The sequence below is a fragment of the Pseudonocardia sp. ICBG1034 genome (genome assembly GCF_020131375.1).
GTDB classification, from domain to species: Bacteria; Actinomycetota; Actinomycetes; order Mycobacteriales; family Pseudonocardiaceae; genus Pseudonocardia; species Pseudonocardia alni.
In genome coordinates this window covers 1-16672 of sequence record NZ_JAHLEK010000027.1, presented here as the reverse complement: position 1 = coordinate 16672, position 16672 = coordinate 1, and the positions used below count along the sequence as shown (strand labels likewise).

Below are 16672 nucleotides of genomic sequence, written 5' to 3'. Positions count from 1 at the left end.
CGCGCCGCCGCATGGATCCCGGGGCTGCTCGGACGCTGAAACCTCCCAACGGAGCACGTACTGGCGCCGCCGCGCATGACCTACACAGTGCTGCGCTGTCACGAGCTGTCGTGTTGTTGCACCAGGCGCATCATTTCCTACTTGAGGGACTACAGCCCCATGTTGGTGGCGGCGTTCGAGCTCCATGCGGTCTGCACGCGGACGTAGCCGCCGACCGAGGCCAGGGAGCGGTGTCGGGTCTGGGCGGCGATCTCGCGGTCGGAGGCACCGCGCAGATGTGCCCAGGTCACGAACCCGGCTCGCAGGGAGTGCGGGGAGTAGCCCTGCTCGGCGTGGCCGGCGGCGGCGGCGAGCTCGGTGATGCGGCGGTTGACCGAGGCCCGATGAAGCCCGGTGGGGGCGGGCCGGTTGCCGGTGGAGACCCGGCGCAGCAGCGGGCCCTCGGTGATTCCGGAGAGCTGGAGCCAGGCGTCGAGGGCGCGCACGGGGCAGGCATCGGGGTGGCTGGCGTAGGGCAGGACGACGAGCTCGGTCTGCTCGCCGCGCTGGTTGGTCTTCGACGAGGGGATGACCAGGGTCCGGCCGCGCTCGTGGGGCAGGACGTTGTCGACGGTCAGCGCGCAGAGTTCGGAGCAGCGCAGCGCAGAGAAGAACCCGACCAGCAGCAGGGCGCGGTCGCGGGCGCCGGCGAGGTCGGGCTCGGATGGGCGGGTGCGGAAGTCGCGGGTGGTGGCGGTGGCTGCGACGAGGTCGAACAGCTGTGGGGGCATCAGCGGCGGCGCCTGGTCGGGTGGGGCGCCATGGACGCGGCGGATGCCCTCCCAGACCGTGGTGACCCGGGCCGGGCTGGTCGGGTCGGGCAGGTCCTGCAGGGCGTGGAAGAACCGGATCGCGGCCATGCGCCGGCTCATCGTGGAGACCTTCGCGCCGGCCCGTGCCAGGGCGGTCAGGTACCCGCTGACCGCGGCCGGTGGGGCCGGTGCCGGGGCGTGGTGCTCGCGGGCGCACCAGTCGCAGAACTCCTGCCAGTCGGTGCGGTAGGCCTCGATCGTGGCCGAGGCTTTCGAGGCCTGGCCGTAGGCGATCTCTTCGGCTGAGAGCGGACTGTCGTCGAGGTCGGTGACTGGCAGCAGCCCGGCCGGCGTCGCCGCCGGAGCGCGCTCGTGGGACAGACCGTCGGACACGATCAGCGACGGTAGCGGGCCGGGCCGACTTCGCCGGGACCCCGCGCCGGGTAGGTGCCACCCGGGGCTGCCCGGCTGACGGGGGTCACTTCAGGGCGCCTCATCAATCCTGCAGTGTCGCCTGCGCCTACGGCCCGTCGCAGGCCTACAGCATCGGCTACAAGGTCACCGAGAGCGGCGCCCGCCACCACGCCGGAACCCGCACAACGACGACCTGGAGCGCTTCGGGCGCTAATCGGCTGCCGGAGCAGCACGAAGCGGGAACTCGGGAACTCCCGACCAGTTCAGCGTCTCATGCAGGTGATTGGCAACTAGGTCACCGAGGTGCTGGGCGCCGGCTAGATAGATCCGAGCGCAACTGATAGCACCGTGCAGTGCTAGGGAGTGTTTGCCGGTGGGCATCCGGCGCAGCACCGACGACGCCGGGGGCACTTCCTTCTTAACTGGTCCCGGCCAGACTTCGCTGCGCCAGCCACTGGCGAGTCCGTGAGCTAGGCAATGGCGCACCTGCATCCAACCCCGTGCGGCTTCCACCGCCTCATTCCACACCAGATCTTTGTCGGTCCAGAAACTCTTGCCTACGGGGGGTGGCGCGAACACAGTTACCTCGAAGTCAGTTCCGACCAGTCGCTTTAGTTCGGGGAACTCCTTCACCACCAAGCCAGTGAACTCGGCGATGTCCGGGTTGGTAAGATTCATCTTCTTGACGATCTGGGCGAAGCTTTGACCTTGTCGATACAGCACGGTGGCGAAAAAGTCTTCGACAAAGCCCTCAAACGCTGGAATGACGCACTGCGTGATGGCTGGGGCCAGGGCCGCCGCGTCGCCAGCACCACCCTGCTTTCGGGGATGCAAGGCAAGGAGCCGGCGGGGCACGATCAGCGATCGAGCGAATCGGTCCACACTCGATTGGAGGTCCGGAGCAAGCACTGCGGTTGCCATGATGGGTCCTTCTACCACCTAGACGACCGCGACGGCAGGCGACCGACCAGACCATATGCGAGGGACGACGGCGGCCGTCGATGAGTGACGGCGCTCGACTGACCTGACACCTGCCGGAGGGGTGAGGGAGCGAGCAACCAGTGGCGGTGCACCCCACAGGTCGCTCACGTCGACCGGGAGCGCAGGCGGGGGTGCGGGGTAGACGGGGAAGCGTGCGGCGTGGACATGTCCGTGCCCCCTTGCTCGTCTGGCGAACAGGTGGGGTGCCGGCACCCAGGGGGTCTACCGGATGGGTACGACCGCCACCCCGACGTCGAGCTGTGTCCAGGCGGTGTCGGCGGTGACCGCCGGGCCGGCGAGGCGGGTGGCCAGGGCCAGGCAGCACCGGTCGCCAAGGGAGAGTCCAGCGGTGCGGGTGGCCGGCCACAGGGTCGCGGCGGTGACGGCGTCGGTGGCGGTGACCGGTTCGATGCCGATCCCCAGGGTGCGCAGCTGGCGCAGGGTGCGGTCGGCGTCGACGCCGCGCTGGGCCAGCTTCTGGTAGACCTCCGACAGGTTCACCGCCGAGATCACCGCCGCCTCAAGGTAGCTCTCGACGACATCGGCGCCGGGCTCGGCGCGCAGCCAGGCCAGCACCGCCGAGGCGTCCAGCACCGCCGGGCCGCGGGAGCCAGGGGACTCGCTGACCGCAGCCCGGTCCGGCCCGGTCACGAGGAGGTGTCCTCGGTCGCGGCCTCGGCCCGGCGCTCGGCGATCAGCTCGTCGGCAGCCGAGTCCTGCGGGTCGCCCTGCCACTCCGCGGCGATCTCCCGGCGCATCCGCGCGACCAGCTGCGCCCGGGACTCCATCACCACCCGCCCGTCCTCAACCGACAGCAACAGCGTCGACCCGGCAGCCAACCCCAGGTCACGACGCACCTGCGCGGGGATCAGGATCCGACCGTCCCGATTGACGACGACCTCGGCATGTCCCGCATCGTCTACCTGCTCCGACATACCACCGAGTCTAGCGCAGATGTGTCCACTACCTGACAGGCCGCTCTATGCGACGACAGAGATGCCGGTACACCCGCATCGAGATGCTACGCAACATAACGTTGCTTCTGTCGCCTGGCACGCAGCTCTGCTCGGCGGCACTCCCTGCATGATCCCGCCAAGCCTGAAGGTGTTTTGTATCGTTGCGGTGCAACATTACTTATTACATAACTATTGACGTAACGATACGTTTGCCGGAGGATCGGCGTCGTGAGCGAGCAGCCCTCTGCGGGCATCCCGGCCGATGACGGCGCGGCGGCGGACGTCCGAGCCGACGCCGAGGCCCCGACCGCGGCCGGCGCTCTCGCGGCCGAGGGGTCCTCGGGCGGGCCGGCGTGGCGGGCGCAGCTGCGCCGGCCCGAGCTGGAGCCGTGCCAGTTCCCGGGCGGGTGCGCGAACACCATGGAGTACGCGGGGTCCGGGCGACGGCCGAAGTACTGCTATCAGGTCGTGGGCGGGGTCATGCACGACCGCGTCAACGCCAAGCGGATCCTCGACGGCGGCACGCCCGCCCGGCGCCGTGGTGAGGTCGACGACGCGCTGGCCCGCCCGATCGCCCGCGCCGGTCAGAGTGTGACCGACCAGGTCGCTGCGCTCATCGCGCGCCTGGACCACAGCAGCAGCGAGCTGCGCGACGCCCTGGACACGCTGGCCGATCCCGAGGCGGTCGCGGCGGAGATCGCCGCGGCCCAGCGGGCCGCGCGCGCCGAGGTCGACGCCGCGCAGGCCGTGGCCGACGAGGCCCGCGCCCAGGCCCGCGCCGCTCGCGCCGACGCCGAGGCCGCGCGACGCTCCGCGGCCGCGTCCGATGCCGAAGCCGCCGACGCCGCCGAGGCCCGCGCCGACGCCGAGCTCGCCCGGGATACCGCGATCGCCGCGCGGGAGGTCCTCGAGGGCGAGGTCGCGCAGGTCCGCGCCGAGCTCGAGCAGCGCGACACCGAGTTGGCCGCAGCCCTCGCCGAGCGGGACACGCTCACCGCCGCACGTGACTCCGCGATCGCCGCCCGCGACACCGCGACCGCGGAGTCCGCCCGGGTCACCGCCGACCTGGCAGCGCTGGCCCGCGAGCACACTCGCGTCGAGACCGAGCTCGCCGACGCCCGCCGGCAGGTGGAGGTGCTGGTCGGCGAACGCGACACCGCCGCCGCAGATCTGGGTGCGGCCCGCCGTGACCTCGACCGGGCCGAGACCGACCGCGCCCGGTTGGCCGACGAGCTGCACGAGGTCCGCGAACAGGCCGTCGAGCACCGGGCCGCACGCGCCGCGGCGGAGAGCAGCCTGGCCGCCCTTCGCGAGCAGCTCGCCCACGACGTCGACCGCGAACGCGCCTACGGCGAACAGCGCCTCGCCGACGCCGAGACCCGCCACCGCGCCCAGCTCGCCGAGCTGCGCACCGACCTCGCGCGGCTGCGCGGACAGGTGACCGGCCGGACTCCGGAACCCGACACCGGCCTCGCGACCGACTCCGGGTCCCGTCGAGGCACGAGCGGACGTCAGGCCCGACCCCGGGCGGCGCAGCGCCGGCCCGGCCCCACCGCCACCACACCCGTCACCACGACCGACACCGCACCTGCCGACGAGATCCGACCCATCGCCCCCGATGCTCAGGAGTGAGGCCCCGTGAACTCCGCCTTCCCCACCGGACCCGCATCCCCTCCCCCTGCTCATCAGGCTGGTCCTCCCCCACACCGGGGGCCCACCGCCCCGCCGCGACCGGTGATGGCCACCCCGACCGGGCCGCCCGCTCACGCCCCGGGCGCCGGGCCGTCGCTGTGCTGCGACCGGTGCGGACAGGCCGCGGCCGACCCGCTGCAGCAGATCCTGATGAGCGCGGTGTGGCTGATCCCCGGCCCCGACGGCCCGACCACCGCGCGCTACTGCCGGGCCTGCCCGCCCGCCGGGCCGATCACCGACCTGACCTGCCTGCTCTGCGGCGACGGGCCGCTACTGGTCGGCGAGCTCGCCGCCGGCCCCGACGAGGCGCTGCCCGCGCCCGCCCGCACCTGGCTGACCGCCGTGGGCTGGCGGCTGACCGGCCCCGCCGGGCCGGTCTGTCCCGACTGCCACCCCGGCCCCCGTGTCTCCCAAGAGCGCCCCGCATGAGCCCGAACCAGCTGAGTCAGAGGATCACACCGGCCGGAATCATCAAGCGAGCCGTCCGGGGCGTCGCGCGGTGCGGCCGGCTCCGGATCGCGGCACTGACCGTCTTCCTGATCGCCGGTGGACTCACCGGCTGCGCCGGACCCGATTCCGACCTACGCGGACAGTGGGTCGGCACCTGTTCGGCCTCACCCCAGGCCTCCGCGGTCCAGGCGCCGCTGACCCTCGACTTCGCCGACGACGACACCTTCACCTTCACGTCCCTACTGGTGAGACGCTCGATCTTGGCGTCCGGGTCGTACTCCACCGACGACGACCAGCTCAGTCTGACCTTCACCGAACCGCCCGAGTACCGGGCCTTCCCCGGAACCGGCCGCTACACCGTCGAGGACAACACCCTCACCCTGTCCGCGCTGCAAACCGGCACCACTGCGATGTGGTGCACCCTGACCCACCGCTGACACAGCCGCCGAGCCCGGACATTCCACACCCCGACGCTCGCCATGCGGCTCGCGATGTCCGGTTCTCCCCGCGTGGTGTACGTGGCCATCACCGACGGATGACGGGAACCAGTGATCGGTTCCCGACAGCCCCGTAGCATCGCCGGATGTCCACCCTGCGACGGCTGATCTTCTTCCCGCCAGAGGTCTCGGCGCTTCAGCGCGGCCTGATCGCCGGCGTGTGCATGCTGGTCGCGATCCTGTGGCCGCAGTTCCTGCTGCCCGCGGGCACCCCGATGCCGGTGGTCGTCGTCGCCACCGCGGCCTCGGTGCTGGTGCTGTTCGCGCTGGCGATCGCGCTGCTGCGCCGCCTCCACCCCCGGGTACGCCGCTGAGCGCACGACGTCCGCTGCTCTACGGTCCGAGCGCATGGACCCCGTCCCCCGGCCGGACCGCGAGTTCCCGGCCGACCCCTACCCCGACGCACGGCCTCCGGTGTCGTTCCTGCACGACATCGGAGGCTCGCCCCCGCTGACCGTCACCCCCCATCGGGGTGGCGCTTCGGTGGCGCTGCCTGGACGAGGTGCTCCGCGACACCGGCGCGGCACCGACGGCCGGGTGGGTCCCGCTGCTGGCTGCCCGGTCCGGTCGTCGTGCTCCGGGTGCGGACCAGAGGCCTGGCCGCGGTGCGGTCGGTCGGCCGGGCGCCGGGTCGTCGACGACCAGCGTCCCGCGACGCGGCTCACCCCCGAGCGCCGCAGGGGGGCAGACCGCCAGGTCCGGGCGGGGGAGTCCTCGGCCCGGGGAAGTTCTGTGGATCGGGTGGGAACGATCTTGGATCCGGTGGGAACCGGTTCACCGGTAACGAGGTCGGACCTGGCAGGGGTCGCCGTAGTACTCGCCGAAGATCGGGCGGATACGGCTGAGTAGCCTCCTGAGCTGCGGATGGTGGTCGCGCGGGGGAGGTCGCGGTTGGCGACGCAGGTGTTCTCGGACGAGGAGCTGGAGCGGCTGCGGGGGTTCCCGGAGATCGGCCGGGAGGAGTTGTTCCGGTTCTTCACGCTGGCGCCGGCGGATGTCGCGTTCGTCGACCCGGGCCGGGGCCGCGGACCGGCGGACCGGTTGGGTCTGTCGGTGGCGTTGTGCACGCTGCCGTGGCTGGGGTTCGTGCCCGACGACGTCGCCGCCGCGCCACCGGTGGCGGTCGCCCGGCTGGCTGACCAGCTCGCCGTCGATCCGGGCGTGCTGCGGCACTACGGCCGGCGGGCGAAGACCCGCACCGAGCATCTACGACTGGTAGCGCAGTACCGCGGCTGGCGGGTGCCGACGTCGCTGGAGTTCAAGGAGTTCGACGAGTTCCTGTTGGCGCGGGCGATGGAGCACGACTCGCCGACGTTGTTGTTCCGGCTGGCGTGTGAGTACTTGATCTCGGTACAGGTGATCCGGCCGGGCCCGGTGACCGTGCTGGAGCGGGTCGCGCACGCCCGCGCAGAGGCCCAGCGAGAGACCTACGACCGGCTCGCGCACGAGTTCACGCCGCAGCGCTGTGCCGGGCTCGACGGGCTGCTGGTGGTCGATCCTGCGGTCGGGATGACCCGGCTGCGATGGCTGAGCACCGCCCCGGTCGAGGCCTCACCAGCCGGGATCAAGGCCGAGGTCACGAAGCTGGAGTTCCTGCGCGGGCTGGGCGCCGACGCCCTGGATCTGTCGGTCCTGCCGGCCGAGCGGCGCCGCTTCCTGGCCACGGTCGGGCGCCGGCTGACCGCCCAAGCCCTCGAGCGGCGGGAGCCGCAGCGCCGCTACCCGATCCTGCTCACGCTGCTGGCCCAGTCCGCAACCGACGTGCTCGACGAGGTAGTGAGCCTGTTCGACCAGGCGGTGTCGGCGCGCGAGGGCAAGGCCGAGCGCACGATGCGCGACGCGCTGGCCGAACGGGGCAAGGCCGGCGAGGACCGCCAGGCGCTGCTCGACGAGCTGCTGGCCGTCATCGCCGACACCACGATTGCCGACGAGGACATCGGCAGCGTGCTCCGGGGTGAACGGATCGGATGGACACGAATCCGGGCGGCGATGGCCCAAGCCGTTCCCCGCCTTCCCCGCGATCACGGCCACCTCGGCGCGCTCGACGTGTCGTCCTACGGGTACTTGCGGCAGTTCACCCCGCAGGTCCTGGCCGCGGTGGAGTTCGCAGGCGGCACCGCGGCGGCCGAGCTGCTCGCGGCGGTGGAGATCCTGCGCGGGCTCAACGCCACCGGCGCCCGCCGGGTCCCGGCCGGTGCCCTGACGGGATTCGTGCCCACGCGCTGGCGCGGCTACCTCGACGCGGCCCACGCATCGGGGAACACCAGCGCCTACCGGCACTTCTGGGAGCTGTGCACCCTGCTCGGGCTCCGCGACGGGCTGCGCACCGGGGACGTGTACGTGCCCGGCTCGCGCCGCTACGCCGACCCCGCCGCCTACCTGCTCACCGCCGATCAGTGGTCGTTGCAGCGCGCGTCGTTCTGCGGGCTCGTCGGCAAGTCCGCCGACCCGGCGGTCGCGCTGGCCGCGGTCGGCGACGAGCTGACCGGCGCGCTCGGCGAGCTCGAGCAGGTCCTGGCCACCGGTGACGGCCCGGTCCGCCTCGACGACGCCGGCGACCTGGTGATCTCCCCGCTGACCGCCGAGGACATCCCCGGCGAGGCGGTCGCGCTCAAGGCCGAGCTCACCGACATGTTGCCGTTCGCGCCGATCGTGTCGCTGCTGATCGAGCTCGACGGGCGGATCGGGTTGTTGGACTGCTTCACCCACGCCGGCGGGAAGCAGACCCGTTCTCCGGAGTTGAAGCGGAACCTGATCGCGGTGCTGCTCAGCCACTCCACCAACCTCGGGCTGACCCGGATGGCCGATGCGTGCGGGATCTCCTACGACATCCTCGCCTGGACCGCCGAGTGGTACGTGCGCGAGGAGACGCTGCGCGCGGCGAACCTCGCGATCATCGACCACCACCAGCGGATGCCCCTGGCCGAGGTGTTCGGCACCGGCACCCTGTCCTCCTCGGACGGGCAACGGTTCCCGGTGCGGGGCAAGACGACGACCGGGCGGGAGATGACCATCCACGGCGGGCAGGTCCTCTCGACCTACACCCACGTCACCGACCAGCACACCACCTACGGCACGAAGATCATCGTCGCGACCAAGCGCGAGGCCCACTACGTGCTCGACGAGATCCTCGGCAACGCCACCGACACCCCGATCACCGAGCACGCCACCGACACCCACGGCGTCACCCTGGTCAACTTCGGCCTGTTCGACCTGCTCGGCCTGCAGCTCTCGCCCCGGATCCGGGACCTGGGCAAGATCACGCTGCACCGGATCGCCGCGAAGGCCCGCGCCGAGACCGACTACCCCCACGTCGGGCCGCTGCTCACCCGGCGGGTGAACGTCGAGCTGATCGCCGAGCACTGGGACGACCTGCTGCGCCTGGCCGGGTCGCTGAAGTTCGGGCACGCCACCGCGTCGCTGATCGTCGGGAACTCTCGGCGTCGTCTCGGCAGAACGCGCTGGCCGCCGCGCTCAAGGAGTACGGGGCGCTGCGGCGCACGATCTACGCCGCCCGCTACCTGTCCGACCCGACCTACCGGCGCAGGATCTCTCGTCAGCTCAACAAGGGCGAGTCGCTGCACGCGCTCAAGCGCGACCTGCTCTACGCCCACGAGGGAACCGTGCGTGCCCGACAGCTGCAGGCCCAGACCGAGCAGGCGTGGTGTCTCACCCTGGTCACCAACGCCGTCGTGGCCTGGACGACCGAGTACTACGGCCTGGCGGTGGAGTCGATGCGCGCGGCGGGCCGGCGCATCGACGATGAGGTGCTCGCGCACATCTCGCCGGCGCACAGCGAGAACATCAACTTCTTCGGCACGATCGACGTCGACATCGATGGCGAGCTGGCCCAGCTCGACCCCACCGGGTACCGGCCGCTGCGCGTGCGCGACACCCTGTTCTGATCGTTCACAAGCCGGGCGCAGCCAGCCGAGCAGCGAGTCCAAAAGTGTGCCGTAAGCCGATCGCTTTGCGGGACGCTCAGTGAACGCTGGCGGTCACGCGGCGGGGTCCTCCTGACCGCCAGAACCAGAGCCAGCCGTGACGGAGTCGCAATGCGACTTGACCGCGGCCGCGCGCCCGGACGTCTCCAGGCGTCGCGGGTTCACTGACCGGGGAACGTGTCGATTCGGTGCTCCAGGCGCACGACAATCAGGGGCGACGGCGCGTCGTCCGAACTCTCGCCGAACTCGTCGATGATCCGGTCGGCGAGCGGCTGCAGGAACACCTGCCCCAGCTGCCTGATCATGATCGTCAGGACCTGCTCGCCGATCGTGCTGCGCTGTGAGGCGAGGCCACGGCGGCGCAGCTCGCCCACCTGGTCCGCGGCCAGCGCGCTGAGCTTGCTGACGAGGTCGCCGCGTTCGCCGTGCGGGTCCAAGACCGCGCGCCGCAGGTAGTCCACGACGGCCGGGCTCTCCGCGAGCATGGCGGCCACGGCACGGTCGCGGGCCGCGGCCACATCCGCACCCGAGCCGTCCGCCGGCGCGGACAGGATCGCGTCGGCGAACCGGTCGACGATGTCGAGCTCGACCGCCTCACGCAGCGCTTCCTTCGTGCCGAAGTGGTGGACGATCAGCCCGACCGTGACCCCCACCCGGGCCGCGACGGCGCGCATCGGCGTGCCCGCCACCCCGCGCTCCGCGAACAGCTCCAGCGCGGCGTGACGGATCCGTGCCCGGGCCGTGAGGTCCTCGGTCCGGCGCGGCCGCGATCGCTCGCTCATGTCGCCAACCGGGCTTGCACCGTCACGGCACGCATAGTACGACCCCGCCCCTTGTGTCGATCACACCGCGAACTATACGCTTCACCTAGGTTACTGTACGTATGTATAGTCATTTTCGAGGATGGGAGACGACGTGGACCGAGGGGCGGCCGCGCCGCTGGACGGCGTGCGCGTGGTGTCGCTGGCGGTGAACGTCCCGGGCCCGGTGGCCGCGGCACGGCTCGCCGACCTCGGCGCCGACGTCGTCAAGGTGGAGCCGCCGGCCGGGGACGCGTTGCAGGTCGCGGCGCCTGGTTGGTACCGCGAGCTGACCGCCCGGCAGCAGGTCGTGCCCCTCGACCTGCGCGACGCGCCCGACCGCGAGCGGCTCGAGCAGCGGCTCGCGACGGCCGACGTCCTGCTCACCGCGATGCGCCCGGCGGCACTGGACCGGCTGGGCCTGCGCGAGAGCGTGAGCCGTCACCGGCTGGTGCACGTCGAGATCGTCGGCTACGACGGCGAGCGCGCCGGCGAGGCCGGGCACGACCTGACCTACCAGGCCGCGCACGGCACGCTGCAGCCGCCGGCAGTCCCAACCGTCCCGGTCGCGGACCTCCTCGGCGGGGAGCGGGCCGCCCTCGCCGCCGTCGCTGGTCTGCGCCTGCGTGATCGCAGCGGTGCCGCGGTGCACCAGCCGGTCGTGCTCGACCGGGTCGCCCGGGACGCGGCCGCCGGCGTGCGGCACGGGCTGACCGGGCCCGGCGACGTGCTCGGCGGGGGGAGCCCCGGGTACGGGATCTACCCGACGACCGACGGATACGTCGCCGTCGGCGCGGTCGAGCCGCACTTCGTCGCGCGGCTGGGTGACGCCGTCGGCCGCACCCGTACCGAGCTCGCCGCGCGGTTCGCCACGGCGGACAGCACGCACTGGCAGGAGCTCGGCAACGAGCTCGACATCCCGATCGTCTCGGTCGGGCCCACCGTCGACGACACCCTCCAGGAGATGCGATGACCACCCTCGCCGGCGTCCTCGCCCGCACCGCCCGCCGCTGTCCCGACCGGGTCGCCGTGCAGTTCGGCGACGTGGCGCTCACCTACGCCGAGCTGGACCGCGCGGTGGACGAGCTGGCGGCCGAGCTGGCCGGGCGTGGTCTCGAGCAGGGCGACCGCATGCTCCTGCTGGCCGGCAACAGCGACGCGTTCGTCGTCGCCGTCTACGCCGGACTCCGCCTGGACGCGATCGTGGTGCCGATCAACCCGCGCTCGGCACCGACGGAGATCGACTACCTGGTCACCGACACCGGGGCCCGGCTCCTGCTGTTCGGGCCCGAGGTCGCCGACGGCGTCCGGGCGTGGCACTCGCTGCCCGACCGGACGGGCGACGCGGAGCCGCTGGCGCTGGGCACCGTCGAGGGATACGAGGACGTCCGCGCGGCCGCCCGGGACCACGCCGCCCGGCCCACCCACGTCGAGGTCTCCGAGGACGACGACGCTCTGATCATCTACACGTCCGGGACCACCGGGCGGCCCAAGGGGGCACTGTTCGACCATCGCCGGGTGCTGTGGGTCGGGATCAACTCCAGCATCGGCATGGGTCTGCGGGACGGGGAGCGGATGCTGCACGTCGCACCGCTGTACCACTCGGCGAGCCTCAACATGCTGCTACTGAACGGGGTGATGCTCGGAGCGACCCACGTGATCCTCCCGGCGTTCGAACCGGCCACGGTGGCCGACACCCTCGCCCGCGAGCGGATCACGTTCTTCTTCGGCGTCCCGACGATGTACACCCACCTGCTGCGGCTGCCGGACCTCGCCGCTCGCGATCTCTCGCGCCTGCGGATCTGCCTCTACGGCGCCGCACCGATGCCCGCCCGCACCGCCGAGGCCCTGGTCGCAGCGCTGCCCGACGCCTGGATCGTGCAGGCGTGCGGCCAGACCGAGGGCGGCCCGGGCGGCATCCTGCTGCACCACGACGACGTCGTCGCGCGCCCGGAGGCCAGCGGTCGGGTCGCGGTGCCCAACACCGAGGTGCGGATCGTCGACCCGAGCGGGAACGACGTCGAGCCGGGCACCGTCGGCGAGATGATCATGCGCGGCGAGTCGATGATGAAGGGCTACTGGCGCAAGCCGGAGGCGACCGCCGAGACCGTGCGCGACGGATGGGTCCACACCGGCGACCTCGCCCGGATCGACGAGGACGGCTACATCACCCTCGTCGACCGCCTGAAGGACCTCATCATCACCGGCGGGGCCAACGTCTACTCCGCGGAGGTGGAGGGTGTCCTCGCCGCACACCCCGCGGTCGGCGACCTGGCCGTCGTCGGGCGCCGGAGCGAGGAGTACGGCGAGATCGCCGTCGCCGTCGTCGACCTCGCCCCGGGCGCCACGCTCACGCTCGACGAGCTGCGCGAGTACGGCCGCACGCATCTCAGCGGCTACAAGCTCCCGCGGGAGCTCACGATCGGCGCCGTGCCGCGCAACCCGTCCGGCAAGATCCTCAAGCACCGGCTCCGGGGGGCCCTGGATGGCTGAGGAACGTGAAGGATTCCCGCACCCGCTGACAGGAGACGCCGCATGACCCGAGAAGCCGTGATCGTCGACGCCGTCCGCACCCCGGTCGGCAAGCGCGGCGGGCAGCTGCGCGACTGGCACCCGGTCGACCTGCTCGCGCACACCCTCACCCACCTCGTCGACCGCACCGGCGTGGCCCCGGACTCGCTGGCCGACGTGATCGTGGGCTGCGCCCTGCAACGCGGCGAGCAGACCGGCAACGTCGCCCGCACCGCGCTGCTCGGCGCCGGGCTGCCGATCGGTCTGCCCGGCACCACCCTGGACCGGCAGTGCGGCTCCGGTCAGCAGTCGGTCCATTTCGCGGCGCAGGGCGTGCGCTCCGGCGAGTACGACGTCGCGATCGGCGCCGGTGTCGAGTCGATGTCGCGGGTCGATCTCGGTCCGCTGTTCGACCCGAGCGGGCCGCGGGGCGAGTGGTACGGCGAGCGGGCGCTCGCCCGGTTCGAGGGCAACCTGCCTGCCCAGGGTCCGTCCGCCGAGCTGGTCGTCGCCAAGTGGGGCTACACCCGCGACCAGCTCGACGACTTCGCCGTCCGCAGCCACCAGCGGGCCGCCGCGGCGACCGACGCCGGGCACTTCGCGGCGCAGCTCGTGCCGCTGGAGGGCGTCGACGGCCCGATGACCCGCGACGAGGGCATCCGCGCCGCGCCCGACCGGCAGCGGATGGCCACGTTGACGCCGGTCTTCGACCCGGCGGGCGCGATCACCGCCGCGAACTCGTCCCAGATCAGCGACGGCGCCGCCGCGCTGCTCGTCGCCGACCGGTCGTACGCGGAGGCGGTGGGCCTGCGGGCGCGGGCGCGGATCGTGTCGATGGCGGTCGCCGCCGACGACCCGGTTCTGCAGTTCACCGCGATCCTCGCCGCCACCCGCGCCGCGCTCGACCGGGCCGGGCTGACGATCGTTGACATCGACCTGGCCGAGGTCAACGAGGCGTTCGCGCCCGTCCCGATGCTCTGGCGCGACGAGTTCGGCTACCCGGACGACCAGCTCAACGTGAACGGCGGCTCGATCGCGATCGGCCACCCGCTCGGCTCGACCGGCGGACGCCTGCTCACCCAGCTCCTCGACGAGCTGGAGCGTCGCGAGGCCCGCTACGGCCTACTCACCGTCTGCGAAGCCGCCGGCATGGCCAACGCCACCGTCATCGAACGCCTCCCCTGACCCCACCCGCGCACCGACGAAGGAGTCCCTCGTGCCGGCACCCACCCGCACCGTCGTGACCGGATACCCGTCCACGATGGGCGACGACGTCCAGCTCAACACCACCACCCTGATCCGGCACGCCGCCCGGACCCACGGCGACCGCGAGATCGTCTACCGGCTCCCGGACGGCGGCTGGGGCCGCTACACCTACGCCGACGCCTACGACCGCATCGTGCGCGGGGCGAACGCCCTGGCCGGCCTCGGCGCCGGCCCGGCCACCCGGGTCGGCATCCTCGACTGGAACAGCCGCCGTCACTACGAGCTCTACTGGGCGATCCCCGGTCTCGGGTCGGTGATGGTGCAGCTCAACCTGCGCCTGGGGCCCGAGGACCTCTCCTTCGTCGTCGCCGACAGCGGGACCTCGATCGTCTGCGTGGACGAGACGCTGCTGCCGGTCGCCGAGGCCGTGGCCCCGATGCTGCCCGACGTCACCGCGTGGGTCGTGCTGACGGACAAGCCGCTCGACCAGATCAGCACGACGCTGCCGAACGTGCACCACTACGAGGACCTCGTCGCTGCCGCGGCGCCCCGGATCGACTGGCCGGAGATCGACGAACGCTCCGCCTACGGCGCCTGCTACACGACCGGCACCACCGGCCGGCCGAAGGGCGTCTACTACTCGCACCGCGCGATCTGCCTGCACTCCTTCTCGCTCGCCACGAACATCGGCATGACCCTCGACGACTGCACGATGCTGATCACGCCGATGTTCCACGGACAGGCCTGGGGCCTGCCGCAGGCGGCCACCCTGACCGCCAACAAGATCGTCTTGCCGGGCCGGTACACGGCCGAGGACACCAGGCCGCTCACCGACGCGCTGATCGCCGAGGACGTGACCGTCACCAACGGTGCTCCCGCGATCTTCGGGCCGATGCTGGACTACATCCGCTCGCTCGAGGACAAGCCCGACCTGGGACGGCTGCGGATGATGTCGGGCGCGACCGAGCCGCCGCTGTCGTTGATGCGCGGCTTCGCCGAGCTGACCGGCGCGGAGATCGTGCACGCCTACGGCGCGACCGAGACCACGCCGCTGGTCACCATGAACCGGTACAAGCCGGGCGTGCGTGCCCGGCTGTCCGGTGACGACCTGCTCGAGCTCAAGCGCAAGCAGGGGCTCCCCGCCACCCTGGTCGACGTCCGGCTCGTCGACGCGGCCGGCGAGGACGTCCCGCACGACGGCGTCGCCCAGGGCGAGATCTGTGTGCGCGGCCCGTGGATCACCACGCGCTATCACAACATGGCCGATGCCGACGACCGTTTCACGGGCGGCTGGTGGCGCAGCGGCGACGTCGGCACGATCGACCCGGACGGCTACCTCAAGGTCACCGACCGGCTCAAGGACGTGATCAAGAGCGGCGGCGAGTGGATCTCCTCCATCGACATGGAGAACCTGCTGGCCGGCCACCCCGCCGTCGCCCAGGCGGCGGTCGTCGGGCTGCCGCACCCCAAGTGGCAGGAGCGGCCGTTCGTGCTCATCGTCCCGACCCCCGGGCACGAGGTGACGCTCGCGGACCTGCATGCGCACCTGTCGTCGGCGTTCGCGTCCTGGCAGCTGCCGGAGTCCTTCATCACGGTCAGCGAGATCCCCCGCACCAGCGTCGGCAAGTGCGACAAGAAGACCATCCGCACGACGTGGGCCGGTCACTACGGCGGTACCGATGACTGAGCAGCCCACCGAGACCCTGGTCTCCGCCGAGCGGCACGGCCCGGTCGCACTGCTCACGCTGGAGCACGTCGGGTCCTACAACGCGCTCGGCCGCGACCTGGTCGCCGAGCTGACCGGCCGGCTCACCGACGCGGCCGCCGACCCGGATGTGCGCGTCGTGGTCGTCACCGGCGCCGGCCCGGCGTTCTGCGCCGGCGCCGACATCGCCGAGGTCCCGGCCATGATCGGCGCCGCGCCGACCGACGAGCTGCCGTTCGACCGGCTCTTCGACGTCCTCACCGACTACCCGACACCGACGGTCGCGGCCGTGCGCGGCATCGCGTACGGCGGCGGGTGCGAGCTGGCGTTGGCCTGCGACATCGCGATCGCCGGCCATTCGGCCCGGTTCGCCGTCCCCGAGGTCAAGCTCGGGGTCATTCCCGGGGCCGGTGGCACGCAGCGGCTCGTGCACGCCGTCGGCAAGGCCAAGGCGATGCGCATGCTGCTGTCCGGCGACGCGGTCGACGCCGCATGGGCCTGCGACGCCGGGCTGGTCGCCGACGTGGTCGACGATGACGAGGTCGTCCCGGCCGCGATCGGGCTGGCCCGCCGCATCGCCGGGAACGCGCCGCGCGCCGTGGCACTCGCCGCGGACGCCGCCCGCCGAGCCCACGACCAGCCGCTGCGGGAAGGGCTGGCGACCGAACGCCACAACTTCCTGCGCGCGCTCGGCACCGACGACGCCCGCGAGGGGCTGTCCGCCT

14 protein-coding genes and 1 pseudogene are annotated in these 16672 nt (G+C 72.2%); 10 read left to right on the top strand and 5 right to left on the bottom strand.

Annotated elements, in window-relative coordinates:
* Positions 1 to 149 precede the first annotated feature (149 nt).
* The 4 genes from KPF22_RS30830 to KPF22_RS30815 form a co-directional block, all read right to left on the bottom strand.
* Positions 150 to 1184 carry a site-specific integrase gene (locus tag KPF22_RS30830; RefSeq protein WP_224404178.1) on the bottom strand — a complete coding sequence of 345 codons (1035 nt, stop codon included), beginning with the start codon at positions 1182 to 1184 and terminating at the stop codon, positions 150 to 152.
* 231 nt (positions 1185 to 1415) lie between these two features.
* Positions 1416 to 2126 (bottom strand): hypothetical protein, encoded by a 711-nt coding sequence (locus tag KPF22_RS30825; RefSeq protein ID WP_083276267.1) that lies wholly within the window; start codon positions 2124 to 2126, stop codon positions 1416 to 1418.
* Between the two features lie 282 nt (positions 2127 to 2408).
* Positions 2409 to 2837, bottom strand: a complete 429-nt coding sequence (locus KPF22_RS30820; protein WP_224404177.1) for a type II toxin-antitoxin system VapC family toxin — start codon at positions 2835 to 2837, stop codon at positions 2409 to 2411.
* Positions 2834 to 3121 carry an AbrB/MazE/SpoVT family DNA-binding domain-containing protein gene (locus KPF22_RS30815; protein WP_224404176.1) on the bottom strand — a complete coding sequence of 96 codons (288 nt, stop codon included), beginning with the start codon at positions 3119 to 3121 and terminating at the stop codon, positions 2834 to 2836. Before KPF22_RS30815 ends, KPF22_RS30820 begins: the two co-directional genes overlap by 4 nt.
* Before the next feature lie 249 nt (positions 3122 to 3370).
* Between KPF22_RS30815 and KPF22_RS30810 the strand changes: the two genes are divergently transcribed.
* From KPF22_RS30810 to KPF22_RS30790, 5 genes and pseudogenes are all read left to right on the top strand, one after another.
* Positions 3371 to 4774, top strand: coding sequence for a hypothetical protein (locus KPF22_RS30810; RefSeq protein ID WP_224404175.1), 1404 nt, complete (start codon positions 3371 to 3373; stop codon positions 4772 to 4774).
* Positions 4775 to 4879: 105 nt separating this feature from the next.
* On the top strand, positions 4880 to 5263 hold the full coding sequence (locus tag KPF22_RS30805) for a hypothetical protein (protein WP_224404174.1): 384 nt from the start codon (positions 4880 to 4882) through the stop codon (positions 5261 to 5263).
* The gene (locus tag KPF22_RS30800; protein ID WP_068801032.1) at positions 5260 to 5721 is read left to right on the top strand and encodes a hypothetical protein; all 462 of its coding nucleotides are present in this window, start codon (positions 5260 to 5262) and stop codon (positions 5719 to 5721) included. Before KPF22_RS30805 ends, KPF22_RS30800 begins: the two co-directional genes overlap by 4 nt.
* A gap of 146 nt (positions 5722 to 5867) precedes the next feature.
* On the top strand, positions 5868 to 6095 hold the full coding sequence (locus tag KPF22_RS30795) for a hypothetical protein (RefSeq protein WP_068801033.1): 228 nt from the start codon (positions 5868 to 5870) through the stop codon (positions 6093 to 6095).
* Between the two features lie 550 nt (positions 6096 to 6645).
* Positions 6646 to 9686: pseudogene (locus KPF22_RS30790) on the top strand (Tn3 family transposase).
* A gap of 200 nt (positions 9687 to 9886) precedes the next feature.
* Here the strand turns inward: KPF22_RS30790 and KPF22_RS30785 are convergent.
* Entirely contained in the window at positions 9887 to 10507 is a 621-nt protein-coding gene (locus KPF22_RS30785) for a TetR/AcrR family transcriptional regulator (protein WP_161152140.1), read from the bottom strand.
* A 133-nt stretch (positions 10508 to 10640) separates the two neighbouring features.
* Between KPF22_RS30785 and KPF22_RS30780 the strand changes: the two genes are divergently transcribed.
* The 5 genes from KPF22_RS30780 to KPF22_RS30760 all read left to right on the top strand — a co-directional run.
* Positions 10641 to 11498, top strand: a complete 858-nt coding sequence (locus tag KPF22_RS30780) for a CoA transferase (protein WP_202417230.1) — start codon at positions 10641 to 10643, stop codon at positions 11496 to 11498.
* Positions 11495 to 13018 (top strand): class I adenylate-forming enzyme family protein, encoded by a 1524-nt coding sequence (locus KPF22_RS30775; RefSeq protein ID WP_161152138.1) that lies wholly within the window; start codon positions 11495 to 11497, stop codon positions 13016 to 13018. Before KPF22_RS30780 ends, KPF22_RS30775 begins: the two co-directional genes overlap by 4 nt.
* 42 nt (positions 13019 to 13060) lie before the next feature.
* Positions 13061 to 14221 (top strand): thiolase family protein, encoded by a 1161-nt coding sequence (locus KPF22_RS30770; RefSeq protein WP_161152137.1) that lies wholly within the window; start codon positions 13061 to 13063, stop codon positions 14219 to 14221.
* Positions 14222 to 14252: 31 nt separating this feature from the next.
* Positions 14253 to 15929, top strand: a complete 1677-nt coding sequence (locus KPF22_RS30765) for a long-chain-fatty-acid--CoA ligase (RefSeq protein WP_224404173.1) — start codon at positions 14253 to 14255, stop codon at positions 15927 to 15929.
* Positions 15922 to 16672: enoyl-CoA hydratase/isomerase family protein (locus tag KPF22_RS30760; RefSeq protein WP_224404172.1), on the top strand; the 751-nt coding region annotated here is incomplete at its 3' end. The genes KPF22_RS30765 and KPF22_RS30760, both read left to right, overlap by 8 nt.